Origin of the sequence: Nocardia arthritidis NBRC 100137, assembly GCF_001612765.1 — a bacterium.
GTDB classification, from domain to species: domain Bacteria; phylum Actinomycetota; class Actinomycetes; order Mycobacteriales; family Mycobacteriaceae; genus Nocardia; species Nocardia arthritidis.
This window is the reverse complement of record NZ_BDBB01000005.1, coordinates 86,781-104,477: the sequence shown is the minus strand read 5'-3', so window position 1 is coordinate 104,477 and position 17,697 is coordinate 86,781. Positions and strand designations below refer to the sequence as shown.

Here is a 17,697-nt window from a genome sequence, read left to right as displayed (position 1 = left end):
CTCCCGCTCCTCAGGGCTGCCACGCTCTCATGCTCACCTTGCCTGTCGAACGGTACTGGATTTCCGGCTGACATGATGATTTGGGACGCGCCATCGGCAAGGATGGATGGTGCGCCCGAACCTTTCGTAAACGGGCGGTCCGCCAACCAGCGAACCTGCCCGGGGATACCGACGCCATCAGCATGTCCACCCCTGTACGAGGAGCAGATTTGACCGACCTGATCCACTCTTCCGCACCGGCGAAATCCGCCGGAACCAGCTCCGCCCCCGCGCCCGCCGCGAGCCGCGATCCGAACGGGTCGCAGGCGCCGCAGCCGGGCGGACGGGTGCGGGTGATCCGCGAAGGGGTGGCGTCCTACCTACCGGACATCGACCCGGAGGAAACCAGCGAATGGCTCGAGTCGTTCGATGAGATGCTCGACCGGGAGGGCCCCGGTCGGGCGCGTTACCTCATGCTCCGCTTGCTGGAGCGGGCCGGTGAACGTCGTGTCGCCATCCCGTCGTTGACCTCCACCGACTACGTCAACACCATCCCCACCGAGAACGAGCCGTGGTTCCCCGGCGACGAGGAGGTGGAGCGGCGCTTCCGCGCCTGGATCCGCTGGAACGCCGCGATCATGGTGCATCGCGCCCAGCGCCCCGGCATCGGCGTGGGTGGCCACATCTCGACCTACGCGTCCTCGGCGGCGCTCTACGAGGTCGGCTTCAACCACTTCTTCCGCGGCAAGGACCATCCCAGCGGCGGTGACTCGATCTTCATCCAGGGCCACGCCTCGCCGGGCATCTACGCTCGCGCGTTCCTGGAGGGCAGGCTGTCGGCCGATCAGCTCGACGGGTTCCGGCAGGAGTACAGCCACGGCGGTCCCGGCCACGGGCTGCCGTCCTATCCGCACCCGCGGCTGCTGAACAACTTCTGGGAGTTCCCGACGGTGTCCATGGGCTTGGGCCCGATGAACGCCATCTACCAGGCGCGTTTCAATCACTACCTGAACGACCGCGGGATCAAGGACACCTCCGACCAGCATGTGTGGGCGTTCCTCGGCGACGGCGAGATGGACGAGCCGGAGTCGCGCGGTCTCGCGCACGTCGCGGCCATGGAGGGTCTGGACAACCTGACCTTCGTCGTCAACTGCAACCTGCAGCGCCTGGACGGGCCGGTGCGCGGCAACGGCAAGATCATCCAGGAGCTGGAATCGTTCTTCCGCGGCGCGGGCTGGAACGTCATCAAGGTGATCTGGGGCCGTGAGTGGGACGCGCTGCTCGGCGCCGACCGCGACGGGGCGCTGGTGAACCTGATGAACAGCACTCCCGACGGCGACTACCAGACCTACAAGGCCAACGACGGCGCGTATGTGCGCGACCACTTCTTCGGCCGCGACCCGCGCACCAAGGCGCTGGTGCAGGATCTGTCCGACCAGGAGATCTGGAACCTCAAGCGCGGTGGCCACGACTACCGCAAGGTGTACGCGGCCTACGCGGCCGCGATGGCGCACAAGGGCCAGCCGACGGTGATCCTCGCCAAGACCATCAAGGGTTACACCCTCGGCAAGCACTTCGAGGGCCGCAATGCCACGCACCAGATGAAGAAGCTGACCCTGCAGGACCTCAAGGACTTCCGCGACCTGCAGCGAATCCCGATCAGCGATGCCGAGCTGGAGAAGGATCCGTACCTGCCCCCGTACTACCACCCCGGTATGGAGGCTCGCGAGGTCCAGTACATGCTCGACCGGCGCAAGGCGCTCGGCGGGTTCCTGCCCGAGCGGCGCGCCGCGGCCAAGCCGCTGAAGCTGCCCGGTGACGAGGCATACCGCTCGGTGCGCAAGGGGTCGGGCAAGCAGAACGTCGCCACCACGATGGCCCTGGTGCGGCTGATGAAGGAGCTGCTGCGGGACAAGGAGATCGGCAAGCGGATCGTCCCGATCATCCCCGACGAGGCCAGGACCTTCGGTATGGACTCGTGGTTCCCATCGTTGAAGATCTACAACCGCAACGGCCAGTTGTACACATCGGTCGACGCGGAATTGATGCTTGCCTACAAAGAGAGCACCATCGGGCAGATCTTGCACGAGGGCATCAACGAGGCCGGGTCGACGGCCTCCTTCACCGCGGCGGGCACCTCGTACGCCACGCACGGCGAGCCGATGATCCCGCTGTACATCTTCTACTCGATGTTCGGCTTCCAGCGCACCGGCGACGGACTGTGGGCGGCGGCCGACCAGCTCGCCCGCGGCTTCGTGCTCGGGGCGACCGCCGGGCGCACCACGCTGACCGGTGAGGGTCTCCAGCACAACGACGGGCATTCGCTGCTGCTCGCCTCGACCAACCCGGCCGTGGTGACCTACGACCCGGCGTTCGCGTTCGAGATCGCCCACATCGTGCGTGACGGCCTGCGCCGGATGTACGGCGGTGGCGCCGCGCCGAAGGGCGCCGCTCCGCTGCCCGGCACCCATCCGCACGGCAGCGCGGGCGAGTTCGGCGGCGAGGACATCTTCTACTACATCACCCTCTACAACGAGCCGTACCCGCAGCCGGCCGAGCCGGAAGACCTCGACGTCGCAGGTCTGCTCAAGGGCGTCTACCTGTACAAGCGCGGAGGCGAGGGCCAGGTGCGCGCCCAGATCCTGGTCTCCGGCGTCACCGTGCCGGACGGCTTGCGCGCGCAGGCGCTGCTCGCGCAGGAGTGGGGCGTCCAGGCGGACGTATGGTCGGTGACCTCGTGGGGCGAACTCCGCAAGGATGCGCTCGACAAGGAGATCGCCGCACTGCGCGATCCGGGCAGTGATCCCGGCCTCCCGTACGTCACCGAGGCGCTCTCGCGCGCCGAGGCCCCGTACGTCGCCGCCACCGACTGGATGCGCGCGGTGCCCGACCAGGTTCGCAAGTGGGTGCCCGGCGACTTCACCACGCTCGGCACGGACGGTTTCGGCTTCTCCGACACCCGCCCGGCCGCGCGACGGGTGTTCAACGTCGACGCGCAGTCCATCGTGGTCGCGGCGCTGGCCGGTCTCGGCCGCACCGGCAAGCTCGACCCGGCCAAGGCCGTGGAGGCGGCGGCGAAGTATGGGATCGCCGACGTGGACGCCGCGCCGAAGGCAGCGGTGAGTTCGGACGAAGACCTCGCGTAGCGGAATATTGGATGGTGGACCGTAAACCGCCGCGGCCGCGACGGATCTCCGAAGGCTCTTCCGAGCACGAGGTGTATCTGCCGACGGGCGCGCTCTCCCCGAACCGGCAGACCCGCGACCCCCTTCCGGACACGCTGCTCAAACGCGTGAAGCAGTTCTCCGGCCGCCTCTCCACCGAGGCGGTGGGGTCGATGCAGGATCGGTTGCCGTTCTTCGCCGATCTGGACGCCGCGCAGCGGGCCGGCGTGCAGATGCTGGTGCAGACCGCGGTGGTGAACTTCCTGGAATGGCTCCAGGACCCGGACAGCGACATCCGGTTCAGCCTGGACGCCTTCCAGGTCATCCCGCAGGATCTCGCGCGGCGGTTGACGCTGCGCCAGACCGTGGACATGGTGCGCGTCGCCATGGAGTTCTTCGAGCAGTGGCTACCCGCGCTCGCGCGCAACGACCGGCAGCTGGTCGCCTTGACCGAGGCGGTGCTGCGGTACGGGCGCGAACTCGGGTTCGCCGCCGCCTCGGTGTACGCCAGCGCCGCCGAGTCGCGCGGCGCGTGGGACACCCGGCTGGAGGCGCTCGTCGTCGACGCCGTGGTGCGCGGCGACACGGGTCCGGACATGCTCTCCCGGGCCGCGACGCTGAACTGGGACGCCACCGCACCGGCGACGGTGCTGGTGGGCACCCCGCCCGGCGAGCAGGGGGTGTCGTCGGTGGGGGCGGTGCATTCCATCGCGGCGCGGCACGGGCGGGCCGCGCTCGCGGTGGTGCAGGGCGCGAGACTGGTGATGGTCGTCTCCGGGCACCTGGGGGAGACCTCGCATGTCTCCCCGTTCCTGGCCGATCTGCTCGCCGAGGTGTTCTCCGACGGCCCGGTGGTGATCGGGCCGACCACCCGCACCCTCGGCGCGGCGCACGCCAGTGCGGTGGAAGCGCTGGCCGGGATGGAGGCCGTGGTGGGCTGGCGCGGGGCTCCTCGGCCGGTGCACGCGGCGGAATTGCTGCCGGAACGCGCTTTGTTGGGTGATCGAGCTGCGATCGACGCGCTGAACGAGTACCTTGTCCTACCGTTGGCCGCGGCGGGCTCGTCGCTGGCGGACACTCTCGACGCCTATCTGGATTGTGGCGGTGCGGTCGAGACATGTGCGCGTCAGCTGTACGTACATCCAAATACGGTCCGGTATCGCCTCAAGCGCATCGGCGAGATCACGGGCCGTGATCCGCTGAATCCGAGAGACGCGTATGTGCTCCGGATCGCCGCCACCGTAGGTCGTTTGACACGAACCCGTAACGAATCGTCGACTCCTGCCCCAGAGGTAACTCCGGTCGCGTTCAGCCCCGAGGGCTTGTAACGCATCCGCGGAATCGGTCGATTCGGACAGCCCACGTGGTCTTTTGTGGAACCCCCACAAAAGCGCTTCCGAACCTTCATTCGCGTCGACATCTCGTGCGGCCCGCCTCACAGTGTTTTCTTAGAGGCGTGATCGCGTTGTTCGCCCCTGGACAGGGCTCTCAGACACCCGGCATGCTCGCGCCTTGGCTCGACCTTCCCGGCGCGGCTGAGCGCCTGACGCTGTGGTCGAAGGCTTCCGGCCTCGACCTGGTCCGTCTCGGTACCACCGCGACGGCCGAAGAGATCACCGACACGGCCGTTACCCAGCCGCTGGTGGTCGCCGCGGCGCTGCTCGCGTTCGCGGAGATCTCGCCCGATGAGCTTCCCGCCGCTACCATCGTGGCCGGGCACTCGGTCGGTGAACTCGCCGCCGCCGCGGTCGCCGGAGTCATCTCCGCCGACGATGCGGTCCGGCTGGCCGCCATCCGCGGAGCGGAGATGGCCAAGGCGTGCGCACTGGAGCCGACCGGGATGTCCGCGGTGCTCGGCGGCGACGAAGCCGTCGTGCTGGAACGGCTCACCGAACTCGACCTCGTCCCGGCCAACCGCAACGCGGTGGGTCAGATCGTGGCCGCGGGTCGGTTGGACGCTCTCGCCGAGCTCGCCGCGAACCCCCCGGAGAAGGCCAGGGTTCGCGCGCTGCCCGTCGCGGGCGCGTTCCACACGGCGTTCATGGCCTCGGCGCAGGATGCTGTGACCGATGCCATAACGAAGATCACGCCGAACGAGCCGACCAGGACCTTGCTCTCGAACTTCGACGGCAAGCCTGTCGCGTCCGGACGTGACGCGATAGATAAGCTCGCCGCGCAGGTCACCCGGCCAGTTCGCTGGGACCTGTGCACCGAGACCGTCCGGCAAGCCGGCGTCTCGGCAGTGGCGGAGCTGCCGCCGGCGGGCACCCTCGTCGGCATCGCGAAACGGGAGCTGAAGGGCACGCCCACGCTGGCCCTGAAGACCCCGCAAGACCTCCCCGCGTTGGCTGAGCTGACCGTATCCGGCTAGCTTTCCTCCGCGACCATGCATTCAGATGCGAGGTCGTGACCGAGAGGCGGTAACCATTTCCGCGCTCGATCCGAAAAAACCAGTAGAGCCCTACAAAGTATCAAGAAGGGAGCCACGAAGTGGCCGCTCTGACCCAGGAACAAATCGTCGAGGAACTCGGCAAGATCATCGAAGAGGTGACCGGCATCGAGCCCTCCGAGGTGACGGTCGAGAAGTCCTTCGTCGATGACCTGGACATCGACTCGCTGTCCATGGTCGAGATCGCGGTGCAGACCGAGGACAAGTACGGCGTCAAGATCCCCGACGAGGATCTCGCCAGCCTGAAGACGGTCGGCGACGCCGTCGCCTACATCCAGAAGCTCGAGGCCGAGAACGCTGACGCGGCGGCCGAGCTCAAGGCCAAGTTCGACGCCGAGTAGGGCCGAAACAGTGACCACTCCTTCCACCTTGAACGGGAATTTCCCCAACGTCGTCGTAACCAGCCTTGCGGCGACCACGTCGATCGCGGGTGACGTCGATGCGACGTGGAAGGGACTCCTCAACGGCGAGAGCGGCATCGACGTTCTCGAGGATTCCTTCGTCGAGGAATACGACCTTCCGGTCCGCATCGGCGGTCACCTGAAGGTCCGGCCCGACACCCTGCTGTCTCGTGTCGAATGCCGGCGCATGGCCTATGTCGAGCAGCTCGCGACCGTGCTCGGTCGCGAGGTCTGGCGGAACGCGGGCAGCCCGGAAGTCGACCCCGAGCGGTTGGGTGTGGCCATCGGCACCGGATTGGGGGGCGGCGACGCCCTCATCGATTCCGTGGACAAGCTGAAGAACGGCGGCTATCGCAAGATCTCGCCGTTGGCTGTGCAGATGGTCATGCCGAACGGCCCTTCGGCCGTTGTCGGTCTCGAATTGAAGGCCAGGGCAGGAGTGGTCACTCCGGTCTCGGCATGCTCGTCCGGCTCCGAGGCCATCGCGAACGCCTGGCGCATGCTCGTCATGGGTGACGCGGACATCGTCGTCACCGGTGGCGTCGAAGGTTTCATCGACGCGGTGCCGATCGCGGCATTCACCATGATGCGCGCCATGAGCACCCGCAACGACGATCCGAAGGGTGCGTCGCGTCCCTTCGACAAGGATCGTGACGGCTTCGTCTTCGGCGAGGCGGGCGCGCTGATGGTCATCGAGACCGAAGAGCACGCGAAGGCCCGTGGCGCGACGATCCACGCGCGCCTGCTCGGCGCCGGCATCACCTCCGACGGCTTCCACCTCGTCGCCCCCGATCCCACGGGTGACGGCGCCGCGCGGGCGATGACCAGGGCCATGCAGTCCGCGGGTCTTACCAAGAAGGACATCACGCACATCAACGCGCACGCGACCGCGACGCCGATCGGCGACACCGCCGAGGCGAACGCGATCAACAAGGCCGTGGGCAGCCATGCCTCGGTGTACGCGCCCAAGTCGGCGCTCGGCCACTCGATCGGCGCCGTCGGCGCCCTGGAGTCCGTGCTGACCGTGATGAGCATCCGCGACGGCATCGTTCCGCCGACGCTGAACCTGGAGAACCAGGATCCGGAGATCGACCTCGACGTGGTGAAGGGCGAAGCCCGCCGTCAGGAGATCGAGTACGCGATCAACAACTCCTTCGGATTCGGTGGGCACAATGTGGCGCTCGCCTTCGGTCGGGCATAGCCGCGCGATCGACTGCACAACGATCCCGGCGGGGTCGGCCAGCTGAACTGGCCCGGCCCCGCCGTGGTTCGACATACGCAGCCGCAGCAGCGGCACACTCATCGAGGTGAGGAGACCACGCGATGACAATCATCGCTCCCGCGTTGCATCAAGAGACTGCGACAGACCCGCGTGATCCGCTCGGTCGACTCCAGCGCTTCTTCGATCCCGGCACCATTCTTCCGCTCCACCCGCGCGACAAGTCCGGCGTGCTCGCCGCCATCGGCGAGGTGGACGGCGTCCGCACAGTGGCCTACTGCTCCGACGCGACCGTCATGGGCGGCGCGATGGGCGTGGAGGGTTGCAAGCACATCGTCGACGCCATCGACACCGCCATCGACTCCGGTGTCCCCGTGGTCGGCCTGTGGCACTCCGGCGGCGCTCGCCTGGCCGAGGGCGTCGAGGCGCTGCACGCGGTCGGCCAGGTCTTCGAGGCCATGGTCCGCGCGTCCGGCCTGGTTCCGCAGATCTCCGTGGTGCTCGGCTTCGCCGCCGGTGGCGCCGCCTACGGCCCGGCGCTGACCGACATCGTGATCATGGCTCCGGAAGGCCGCGTCTTCGTGACCGGCCCGGACGTGGTGCGCAGCGTGACCGGCGAGCAGGTGGACATGGCCACCCTGGGCGGGCCGGAGACGCACGGCAAGAAGTCCGGCGTCACCCACATCGTGGCCGACGACGAGTCCGACGCGCTGCACCGCGCGCGCCGCCTGGTGTCGATGTTCGCCGAGCAGGGCGAGTTCGACCTGGTCGCGGCCGAGCACGGCGACGTGGACCTGAAGGCCATGCTGCCGGAATCGGCCAAGCGCGCCTACGACGTGAAGCCGATCATCCACGAGCTGCTCGACAACGTCGACGGCGAGTCGTCGTTCGAGGAGTTGCAGGGACTGTACGCCCGCAGCATCGTCACCGGTATCGGTCGTCTCGGCGGCCGCACCGTCGGCGTGCTGGCGAACAACCCGATCCGCCTCGGCGGCTGCCTGAACTCCGAAAGCGCGGAGAAGGCGGCGCGTTTCGTGCGGCTGTGCGACGCGTTCGGCATCCCGCTGATCGTGGTCACCGACGTTCCGGGTTACCTGCCCGGTGTCGGCCAGGAATGGGAAGGCGTCGTGCGGCGCGGTGCGAAGCTGCTGCACGCGTTCGCCGAGGCGCGCGTTCCGCGGGTCACCCTGGTCACCCGCAAGATCTACGGTGGCGCCTACATCGCGATGAACGCCCGTTCGCTCGGGGCGACGGCGGTCTACGCGTGGCCCGGTTCCGAGGTGGCCGTCATGGGCGCCAAGGCCGCGGTCGGCATCCTGCACAAGAAGGCGCTGGCGGCCGCGCCGGAGGAGGAGCGCGAAGCGCTGCACGAGCGGCTCACCGCCGAACACGAGCGCATCGCGGGCGGCGTGGAGCGCGCCATCGCGATCGGTGTGGTCGACCAGGTCATCGACCCGGCGAAGACCCGCAGCGTCATCGCCGCGGCCCTCGCCGCGGCCCCGGCCCGCGCCAGCCACCACAAGAACATCCCGCTCTGATTCATCCACCGAAGCGGGCCCCGGCACTCCCGGGGCCCGCTTCGCGTTTCCCGGCTGCGCGCAAGGGGCCGGCGAACCGGCGGTGGCGTGCGCCGATCAGGTGGCTTGGTGGGTGTGGGTGCCCGGGCAGGCGGAGATCGTGAAGTTTCACGGGGCGAGGGCGGCTCGATGGTCGGTAGCATCGGGAGGTGCGCTACGAAGAACTGGCCGACGTGCCGTGCTCGATCACGCGCCCACTCGTGATCTTCGGTGATCGCTGGACTCTGCTGATCCTCAAGTCCTGCTTCTCCGGTATCCGGCGGTTCAACGCTTTCCAGAGCGCCCTGGGGATCTCGCGCAGCAGGCTGCAGGACCGTCTGGACCGGCTGATCGACAACGGCATCCTCGTCAAACAGAAGGCCGCCGTGGGCGCGCACGAGGAGTACCGCCTCACCCCCAAAGGCCACGACATCTACCCGATTCTGCTGGCCATCCGCGATTGGGGTGACACCTACACGGCGCCCGAGGGGGCTCCGGTGCGCTACACCCATCGCGATTGCCCGGGCGAGGCGCACGTCAAACTCGAATGCGATTCGTGTGGAACCGAACTCACCGCACGGGAGGTCACCCCGGAACCGGGACCCGGTTTGCTGGGCGTCACCGGTAGCGAGGCCGCCGCGGGTCACGCGCGCTAGCGAAGGCGCGGTGACCGACGGCGGGCGCGGCGCGAATACTTCGTCGGCGCGACCCCGCCGGGCGAGGCCGCGCACGGCGGCATCAGTCGGCGAACCACGTGGCGACTTCGTCGGGCTCGGCCCGGGTGGTGCGGAAACCGTTGACAGGATGATCGAGGTCGGGGTATCCGAACGAGATTCCGGCGACGACCTTGCGATGCTCCGGGATTCCGAAGTACTCCCGGATGAACGGGGAGTATGTGGCCAGTGCGGCCTGCGGCGCCGCGCCGAGACCGAGGCTCTGGGCGCCCAAGAGGAAACTGCCGATGTAGAGACCGCAGTCCACCGCTCCGTATATGCCGAGATCGGCTTCGCTGGTCACGATCGCCACATGCGGCGCGTCGAAGAGTTCGAAATTCCGCACAGCCTGGCGCATGGTCTTCTCGTGATCGCCTTTGGCGATGCCGACGCTTTCGTAGAGTTGCTTTCCGCATTCCCGCCTGCGGTCCCGGTACGCCCCGGTGTATTGCGCCGGGAACTCGAAATCCGGTGCGGGCGTGGCGGTGGCGATGTGCTCGACGAGTTCCTTCCGGAAACGATCCGTGCCGGCCCCCTCCGTCACCACGACCTGCCAGGGCTGGGTGTTGCACCACGACGGCGTCCGCTGGGCCAGGCGCAACAGGGCATGGATGGTGTCGCGCTCGACCGGCTGCGGGCGAAATTGCCTGCAGGTCCACCGTTCGTCGAGCAACCGGCTCAGCGCCGTGAAGTCGTCTGTCGTCACTGTCATTCCCCCGCCTCCTTTGTCAGTCTTATTTCGAGACCAGACGCTAGCATCGAACACCTCGCCGCGAAAGCCGTGCGGTCACCGGAGGCGGGCGAGTCGGCCGCGACGCGCGCGGTTCCGCAATCCTGTTGTCCGAGTTACGGCGATCGGCACGGCGCGACGAGGCAGAATCCCGATATGGCGTCCGAAGCCCCCGCCGCGCGGGACCGCAAACGGCACGGCAGGCATTACACGCCCCCTGTGCTGGCCCGGTTCCTGGCGCAACGGCTGCTCCGCCATGTCGAGTTCTCGGACACGGGCGTCCTGCGCGTACTCGATCCGGCCTGCGGCGACGGTGAATTGCTGTTCGCCGTGCACCACGAGGTCGTGACCAGGTTCCCCGGCATTCGCCTGGTGCTGATCGGCTACGACCTGGATGCCCGAGCGCTCGCGGTCGCCCGCGAGCGCGCACGCGCGGCGGGGATCGCCGCGCAATGGCGCAGGGCCGACTTCCTCGCAGTGGAGGCCGAGCTCGCGGACGGCTCGTTCGACGCGGTGATCACCAACCCGCCGTATGTGCGCACCCAGCAGCTGGGCGGATCGACGGCGCAGTTGCTGAGCAAGCGGTTCGGGCTGCGCGGGCGGATCGACCTCACCCATCCGTTCGTGGCGACGCTGCCGCGGCTGCTGTCCGCGACAGGCGTGCTCGGCCTGTTGTGCGCCAACCGGTTCCTGACCACCAAGGCAGGCGCGAACATCCGGCGGCTGCTGGTGACCGAACTGGCTCCGGTCGAGCTGTACGACCTGGGGGACACCAAGCTGTTCACCGCCGCCGTCCTCCCCGCGATCGCCATCGCTCGGCGCGCCGGGCACGACGACGGCTGCCGCTACGTCTCCGCCTACGAGGCCACCGGCGAAACACCCGGTGCGAAGACGTTGTTCGAGGCGCTGGTCGACCCGGGCGGCTCGATCGTCGAGTACAACGGCCGGACCTTCGTCATCGAGGTCGGCGAGCTGGCGACCGAACCCCAGGAGCCGACGTCCCAGGACACCGCCGAAGCCGGGCGCGGCCGCGACGGCAGTTCGACCGGCGCGGTGACGCGCGAAGGGCCACCGGAGCTCAGGGCGCAACGAAGGACTCGCCGGGGTGTGGCGCGGGAACCGGAGGTCGCGTGGCGGATGTCGCACGACGCGATCGATTCCTGGCTGGCGCGGATAGCGGGGGCGACTTGGCGCAGTTTCGGCGATGTGGCGCGCATCCGAGTGGGCATCAAGACGACCGCCGACCGCGTGTTCATCTCCGACCGCTGGGCTCAGGCCGAGCCGTGTCCGGAGTCCGAATTGCTGCTCGATCTGATCACCCACCACGATCTCGCGCCGTGGCGAGCTACCCGCGCCCGAGAGCTTCGCGTGCTGTACCCCTACGATTTGGCCAGTTCACGCCGCACGCCGATCGATCTCGACGAATATCCCGCCGCGGCCGCGTATCTGCGGTCCCATCGGGAGACGCTGGCCGGACGCCGCTACGTCACCGAGAGCGGGCGCGCCTGGTACGAGATCTGGGTGCCGCAGCGCCCGCACCTATGGCGCGAGCCGAAGCTGGTCTTCCCCGACATCAGCGACCGGCCGCGTTTCGCGCTGGACGGTTCGCGCGCGGTGGTCAACGGTGACTGCTATTGGATCTCGCTGCCCGATCTGGCCGGTGTGCCCGCCGAGGCGACGCGCTTGGCGTATCTGCTGATGGGTGTGGCCAATTCGGCGCTCGGGTTGCGGTTCTACGACGTGGTCTGCGGCAATCGGCTGTACTCGGGCAGGCGGCGGTGGATCACCCAGTACGTGTCGCGGCTGCCGGTGCCCGACCCGGCGGCCGCCCGGTCGGGGGGTGTGATCGATCTGGTACGTGAGTTCGTGGAGGGCCGCGCGCCGGATCTCGCGGCGCAGGCCGAGCTGGACGAGCGGGTGGCCGCCGCGTTCGGCGTCGGACTACGCGCTGACCCCGACGCCGACCATCGGCAGGAGGGTGCGGCGGGCGAATTCGCGCGCCGCGCCGCGATCGCTGACCGGGATCAGACCGTCGGGGGTGAGAGCGAGCGACAGCGCCAGCCGGGCCATGATCTCGGCGACCAGATCGGCGTCGAAGTCGTGCGTGCCACCGGCATCCCGTAGCTCGCGCAGCTTCTCGGCCAGGTAGTCGCGGCCGACGGCGAGGATCGGCCCCGCCTCGGTGGTCAGCCGGGGCAGGATCAGGTCGGGCTCGGTCCGCAGCAGCCTGCGCAGCAGTTCGTTGCCCGCGATGGCGCCGATGAACGCCACGAAGATCTCGACCAGCTGATCGTCGTTGCCCGAGACCGTGCGCACCTGCTTCTCGATCGAGGCGACGAAGCGCTGTGCCTCCCGCACGCTGACCGCCTCGACCAGGTCGTTCTTGGACTCGTAGCGCCGGTACAGCGTGGCCGGGCTGATCCCCGCGCGGCGGGCGATCTCGCCCATGCTGGTCCGCTTGATGCCGAAATCCAGGAACGCCGAGAGCGCGCTTTCCAGGAGCTTCTCGCCGTCGGCGACCGGTTTCTCGAGGATGCGTTGCAGCATGGGCGAGATGGTTGGCATCGGCTCTCCAGTGGGTTCGGCGCGGCGGCCGGGCTATGGCCGGTGGGCGCGGCGTCGCGACGGGTGCGGGCGGGAACGTCCATTATTTCATCGAGTGGGCTGAGCGTGAGCGGGCATCGCCGGACGGTGTGGTCCCGCCGAGTCGGTCGCGTGTCCATATTCGACTGGCTAGCCTGTGGTTGGCGTCCGGCCGGACCTTCGGCCGGTGCGGAAAGGGATTGAGCCATGGGGTATTTCGCGAATCGGGTCGTGGCGATCACCGGGGCGGGTTCCGGTATCGGCCGGGAATTGGCCGTGGCACTGGCCGGTGCGGGGGCAAGTTTGGCGCTGTCGGACAAGTCGGCGGAGGCTGTCGCCGAGACGGGGGCGTTGTGCGCGGCCACAGGGCGGGAGCCGGAGGTGAGCACGGTGGACGTCACCGACCGCGCGGCCGTGTTCGCGTACGCGGAGCGGACCGTCGCGCGGTTCGGCCGGGTGGAGGCCCTGTTCAACAACGCGGGCATCCTGCACGTCGGCAGCGTGCTCGAGTCGCCGTTCAGCGACTTCGAACAAGTGATGGCCGTCGACTTCTGGGGTGTCGTCAACGGGACCAAGGCCTTCCTGCCGCATCTGCTGGCCGCCGATCGCGCACATGTCGTCAACATGTCCTCCGCCTTCGGCCTGGTGGCCGTGGCGCGGCACGCGCCGTACAACGCGGCGAAGTTCGCCGTGCGCGGTTTCACCGATTCGCTGCGCCAGGACATGCGGGCGGCGGGCGGCTCGGTTCGGGTCACCGGGGTGTACCCCGGTGGCGTGCTCACCGGAATCGCCCGGTCGGCGAGTGTCGCGCCGGGGATCGACGCGGAGGAGGTGGTGCGCCGATTCGAAGGGCACGTGGCGCGGACCAGTCCCGCCGCCGCGGCGCGGACGATCCTGCGTGGCGCCGCGCGAGGCGAGGCCAAGGTGCTGGTCGGGCTGGACGCCATCGCTGTGGACCTGGTCACAAGAATCGCCGGGTCGTACCACGAGAAGGTGCTGGACATGGTATTCCGTTCCTGACCGCGCGGAGGGTATCGCGGTCAGGGACGGGGATTGACGAAATGATAACCAGCCGAACATATTTCACTCTATGGGGGAAGCCGGACGGGTCGCGCGGCGGTGGAGCGCGGGGACCCGAGTGGTGACGAAATGGGTTCTCGTCGAGTGTTTCTCGGGTTCTCCGGGACGAGTGATCGCGGTGGGGTCCTCGCCGAAGTCGTTCGTGCCGCTGACCAACATCGTGCGCAATCCGCTGTCGCTGGCCGACGCGGAGGCGGCACTCGGGCGGGCATGCGCGACCGGTGTGCCGGTGGCGGAAGTCTCCGCTGACGGGCGGCGCACGGTGCTGGCCGAGCCGCTGCTCATCGCGCCGCGGCGGGCGCATGCCGTCCGCCTGTGGGTAGGCCCTCGGCGGGAGCCGGTCACGACGGCCGACCCGATGGGGGCGTGGTATTTCGATCTCACGACCCACCGCTCGGTGCGCAGTACCGACCTGCTGGACCTGTACGGCGTCGCGCCGGAGAACCGTGCCGCCGAGCTGGCCATCGCGGGCGCGTTCACCCGGTTGGTCACCAACCGCGACGAAAGCGAGGCGCTGGCCAAGATCGTCAACTCCGCGCCGGGCACCGAGCACCAGGCGGTATGGACCGTCCGACGGGACGACGACGCGTTGCGCGCCGCGCATTTCGCCTGCCGGATCGTCGCCGAGCCCGATGACCGCGGCGAGCGTCACGTGCTGCTGCGCGGCGTGACCCAGGACATCGGCGCGGCCACCGCGGTCCCCGCGGCGCCGCCGCCCGCGATCCTGGAGTACACGCTGCTGGAAGCCGCCACCGAGCCCGGCGAGTACCGCGCGATCGTCAATCTGCGCTCGTTGCGGCTGATCCGGTGGATCGGCGCGCCCATGCCGGAGATCGCCTGGGAGGACCGGCCGGGGCAGCCGAGGCCGCAGATCCATCCGGACGATCTGGCCACCGCGAAGACCATGTCACGGGACCTGGCGCGGCATCGCACCGAGGGAACGGTGCGTCTGCGCAGGCTCGACGGTGGTTGGCAACCGGTACGGATCCGGGCCGCGTTGATGGCGCTGGATCAGCACACCACGGCCGGACTGGCCACGGTCACCGCGGAATCGTGAACCCGCGGTGACCGTGGCAACGGAGTCATCGGCACGGCAGATCCAGCTCGACCATCTCCTTCTCGATCGCGTTCGCGGCGAAATCCACACCGCGGGAACGCAATTCATGAACCCGGCGCTGGAGTGCCTCGACTCCGCCGGGTTGGGCCGCGATGTCGGCGACGCTGATCCGGCCCTTGGGCCCGTGCACACCCGACTGCACGTACGACACCGTGATACCTCCTGCCTCACGCTCGCCCACCCACCGACCCGGGTGGGTTCACCACTGCGCTACAAGTCGCACGACAACCGTGTCGACAGGAGAGCCCGGGTCGCCGGGCACGCTGGCTGAATGCTATCAGCGATCTTGACTGGACACTTGATCAATGTGTCCTGTTTCACACCTGATTTCCCGTGCGATGTTGAGCTGTATTTGCTAAGTAGACAGTCGCATTCAGGCGAATGCGATCTTGCTCCTCGGCGCCGAGCTCCCGGCGCACCTTGCCGGGCACTCCCGCCACGAGGGAACCGGGCGGAATCCGTGCCCCTTCCGGGATCAGCGCGTTGGCCGCGATCAGACTGCCGGGCCCGACGACGGCGCCGTTGAGGATGGTGGCGCCCATGCCGACCAGCACGTCCTCGCCGATGGTGCAGCCGTGCAGGATCGCGTTGTGGCCCACCGAGACCCCCGCGCCGACGGTGAGCGGGAAGCCTGGGTCGGCGTGCAGCACGCAACCGTCCTGGATGTTGCTGCGCGCGCCGACCTCGATCGTCTCCAAGTCGCCGCGCAGCACCGCGCTGTACCAGACGCTCACCTCCGCGCCGAGCCGCACCCGGCCGATCACGGTGGCGTTCGGCGCGATCCACGCGCTCTCCTCGATCTCCGGCGCATGCTCGCCCAGCTGAATCCGCATGGTCACGAACTTAGTGGCAACCGCTCAGCTCTGCCCTTGGAAGCTGGCGCGGTGGGCGGCGGGGCTGGTGCCGAGGATGCGGTGGAAGTGGTGGCGCAGGCTCACCGCCGTGCCGAAGCCGGTGTCGACGGCGATGCGTTCCACGGTGTCGGTGGTGGACTCGAGCAGCAGCCGCGCCCGGTCGGTGCGCTGGAGCAGCAGCCACTGCTGCGGGCTGGTGCCGGTGCGGTCGCGGAAGCGGCGGGTGAAGGTGCGCCGCGACATGAGCGCGACGCGGGCCCAGCTGTCCAGGTCGACCGGGTCGCCGAGGTGGGTTCGCGCCCAGACCATGGCGCGCTCGATCGGATCGTCGTCGGCGGCGTCGGGGACCGCGACCGGGATGTACTGCGCCTGGGAGCCACTGCGGTGCGGAGCGGTGACCAGCGCTCTGGCCAGTTCGGTGGCCGCTTTGCTGCCGAGATCGCCGCGCACCAGGTGCAGGCAGCAGTCCAGCGCCGCGGCCACGCCCGCCGAGGTGACGACGTCGCCCAGATCCGACCACAGCGTGTCGGCGCGGACCCGGACGGCCGGGAACGCGCGGGCCAGTTCGGCGGCGGAGGCCCAGTGTGTGGTCACTTCCCGTCCGTCGGCCAGTCCGCTGGCGGCCACCGCCCACGAGCCGAGGCACAACCCGACGATCCTGGCGCCGCCCGCGTGGGCGGCGCGCAGGGCGGCGCTCAGTGCGCTGGACAGCGGTTGGCCTGCTCGCCAGCTCGGGATCACGACGGTGTCGGCGCGCGTCAGCGTGTCGAGTCCGTGCTGGACGCGGATGTCGAATCCGGCCGGGGTGGCCAGGCTTCCGGGCTCCTCAGCGCACACGTCCACCTGATATCGCGGGGGTCCTTCGATGCCGACTCGGCCGAAAACGAGGCTGGGCACCGACAGGTGAAATGGGCTGATTCCGTCGAACGCCAAGACGGCCACCGTATGCATGGCCCGATCTTAACGGTAAGCGGCTCACGGGCCACTGTTTCCTGGTCCGCGGGCGGGACAAGATCAACGGCATGAGTGACACGATCGAACGCACCGGCCTGGAAGTCCTGCACATCGGCGGGCCGACACTGCGGTTCCGCTACGCGGGCCGCACCTGGCTGACCGACCCCACCTTCGACGAGCCGGGTGACTACCCCGGCCCCGTCACCCTGCACAAACTCACCGGCCCCGCGGTGTCGGCCGAGGAGGTGGGTCCCGTGGACGTGGTGCTGCTCTCGCACGACGAACACGCCGACAACCTGGACGACTCCGGCCGGAAACTGCTGACCACGGTGCCGACCGTACTGTCCACGCCCGGCGCCGCGACCCGGATCGAGGGTGTGCGCGGACTGGAGAATTGGGAGACCGTGACGGTGCACGGCGTGCGGGTGACCGGCGTGCCCGCCCTGCACGGTCCCGAAGGTTGCGAGCCGTTCAGCGGGATCGTCACCGGCTTCGTGCTGCGTGCCGAGGGCGAGCCGACGGTGTACGTCTCGGGTGACAACGCCTCCGTCGACGTGGTGCGCGAGATCGTCGAGCGGATCGGCCGCATCGATATCGCCGTGCTCAACATCGGCGCCGCGAACATCGGGCGTTTCGGCGACACCGACGCCACCTTGAACGCGCGCACCGCGCTGCGGGCGGCCGAGGTACTCGGCGACGCGGTGATCGTGCCGGTGCATGCCGAAGGCTGGGCGCACTTCAGTGAGACCCTCGACTATCTGGGCCACGTGTTCCGTTACGGCGGCCGCGCCGAGCAGTTGCGGATACCGCCGCTGGGCCGCGCCGCGACCGTGTGACGAGTGCCGTCCGCGCTCAGCTGGGCAACGTGCCGAGAAACTCGCCCGCGGCGCGTGGCACG

Annotated in this window: 15 protein-coding genes and 1 pseudogene; 11 read left to right on the top strand and 5 right to left on the bottom strand. The window is 68.8% G+C overall.

The window, feature by feature from the left end:
• Positions 1–326: 326 nt before the first annotated feature.
• The 7 genes from aceE (at position 327) to NA8_RS04505 (ending at position 9,424) form a co-directional block, all read left to right on the top strand.
• Positions 327–3,125, top strand: coding sequence for a pyruvate dehydrogenase (acetyl-transferring), homodimeric type (gene aceE, locus NA8_RS04535; protein ID WP_218019404.1), 2,799 nt, complete (start codon positions 327–329; stop codon positions 3,123–3,125).
• Positions 3,126–3,136: 11 nt separating this feature from the next.
• A complete protein-coding gene (locus NA8_RS04530; protein ID WP_063049087.1) occupies positions 3,137–4,471 on the top strand; it encodes a PucR family transcriptional regulator in 1,335 nt (444 codons plus the stop codon).
• 128 nt (positions 4,472–4,599) lie between these two features.
• Entirely contained in the window at positions 4,600–5,514 is a 915-nt protein-coding gene (locus NA8_RS04525) for an ACP S-malonyltransferase (protein WP_084466523.1), read from the top strand.
• 119 nt (positions 5,515–5,633) lie between these two features.
• Positions 5,634–5,933, top strand: a complete 300-nt coding sequence (gene acpM / locus NA8_RS04520) for a meromycolate extension acyl carrier protein AcpM (RefSeq protein WP_040865735.1) — start codon at positions 5,634–5,636, stop codon at positions 5,931–5,933.
• A gap of 10 nt (positions 5,934–5,943) precedes the next feature.
• The gene (locus NA8_RS04515) at positions 5,944–7,194 is read left to right on the top strand and encodes a KasA/KasB family beta-ketoacyl-ACP synthase (protein WP_063049085.1); all 1,251 of its coding nucleotides are present in this window, start codon (positions 5,944–5,946) and stop codon (positions 7,192–7,194) included.
• A gap of 122 nt (positions 7,195–7,316) precedes the next feature.
• Positions 7,317–8,750, top strand: a complete 1,434-nt coding sequence (locus NA8_RS04510) for an acyl-CoA carboxylase subunit beta (protein WP_063049084.1) — start codon at positions 7,317–7,319, stop codon at positions 8,748–8,750.
• A gap of 188 nt (positions 8,751–8,938) precedes the next feature.
• The gene (locus tag NA8_RS04505) at positions 8,939–9,424 is read left to right on the top strand and encodes a winged helix-turn-helix transcriptional regulator (RefSeq protein ID WP_063049083.1); all 486 of its coding nucleotides are present in this window, start codon (positions 8,939–8,941) and stop codon (positions 9,422–9,424) included.
• An 82-nt stretch (positions 9,425–9,506) separates the two neighbouring features.
• Here the strand turns inward: NA8_RS04505 and NA8_RS04500 are convergent, their stop codons facing one another.
• Entirely contained in the window at positions 9,507–10,193 is a 687-nt protein-coding gene (locus NA8_RS04500) for a nitroreductase (RefSeq protein WP_063049082.1), read from the bottom strand.
• Positions 10,194–10,367: 174 nt separating this feature from the next.
• Between NA8_RS04500 and NA8_RS34880 the strand changes: the two genes are divergently transcribed.
• On the top strand, positions 10,368–12,335 hold the full coding sequence (locus NA8_RS34880; protein ID WP_084466522.1) for an Eco57I restriction-modification methylase domain-containing protein: 1,968 nt from the start codon (positions 10,368–10,370) through the stop codon (positions 12,333–12,335).
• Here the strand turns inward: NA8_RS34880 and NA8_RS34875 are convergent.
• Positions 12,303–12,659: pseudogene (locus NA8_RS34875) on the bottom strand (TetR/AcrR family transcriptional regulator); the annotation flags it as partial. The gene NA8_RS34880 and the pseudogene NA8_RS34875 overlap by 33 nt on opposite strands.
• Positions 12,660–13,001: 342 nt before the next feature.
• Between NA8_RS34875 and NA8_RS04485 the strand changes: the two are divergent.
• On the top strand, positions 13,002–13,814 hold the full coding sequence (locus NA8_RS04485; protein ID WP_063049080.1) for an SDR family NAD(P)-dependent oxidoreductase: 813 nt from the start codon (positions 13,002–13,004) through the stop codon (positions 13,812–13,814).
• A gap of 70 nt (positions 13,815–13,884) precedes the next feature.
• Positions 13,885–14,931: a GAF domain-containing protein gene (locus NA8_RS04480; RefSeq protein WP_063049079.1), complete on the top strand. Its 1,047-nt coding sequence runs from the start codon at positions 13,885–13,887 to the stop codon at positions 14,929–14,931.
• A gap of 25 nt (positions 14,932–14,956) precedes the next feature.
• Here NA8_RS04480 and NA8_RS04475 read toward each other — a convergent pair whose 3' ends face one another.
• From NA8_RS04475 to NA8_RS04465, 3 genes are all read right to left on the bottom strand, one after another.
• Positions 14,957–15,142, bottom strand: coding sequence for a hypothetical protein (locus NA8_RS04475; RefSeq protein ID WP_063049242.1), 186 nt, complete (start codon positions 15,140–15,142; stop codon positions 14,957–14,959).
• A gap of 166 nt (positions 15,143–15,308) precedes the next feature.
• On the bottom strand, positions 15,309–15,824 hold the full coding sequence (locus tag NA8_RS04470; protein ID WP_063049241.1) for a gamma carbonic anhydrase family protein: 516 nt from the start codon (positions 15,822–15,824) through the stop codon (positions 15,309–15,311).
• A 24-nt stretch (positions 15,825–15,848) separates the two neighbouring features.
• A complete protein-coding gene (locus NA8_RS04465) occupies positions 15,849–16,796 on the bottom strand; it encodes a GlxA family transcriptional regulator (RefSeq protein ID WP_063049078.1) in 948 nt (315 codons plus the stop codon).
• 71 nt (positions 16,797–16,867) lie between these two features.
• Between NA8_RS04465 and NA8_RS04460 the strand changes: the two genes are divergently transcribed.
• A complete protein-coding gene (locus NA8_RS04460) occupies positions 16,868–17,635 on the top strand; it encodes an MBL fold metallo-hydrolase (RefSeq protein WP_084466521.1) in 768 nt (255 codons plus the stop codon).
• Positions 17,636–17,697: the final 62 nt, after the last annotated feature.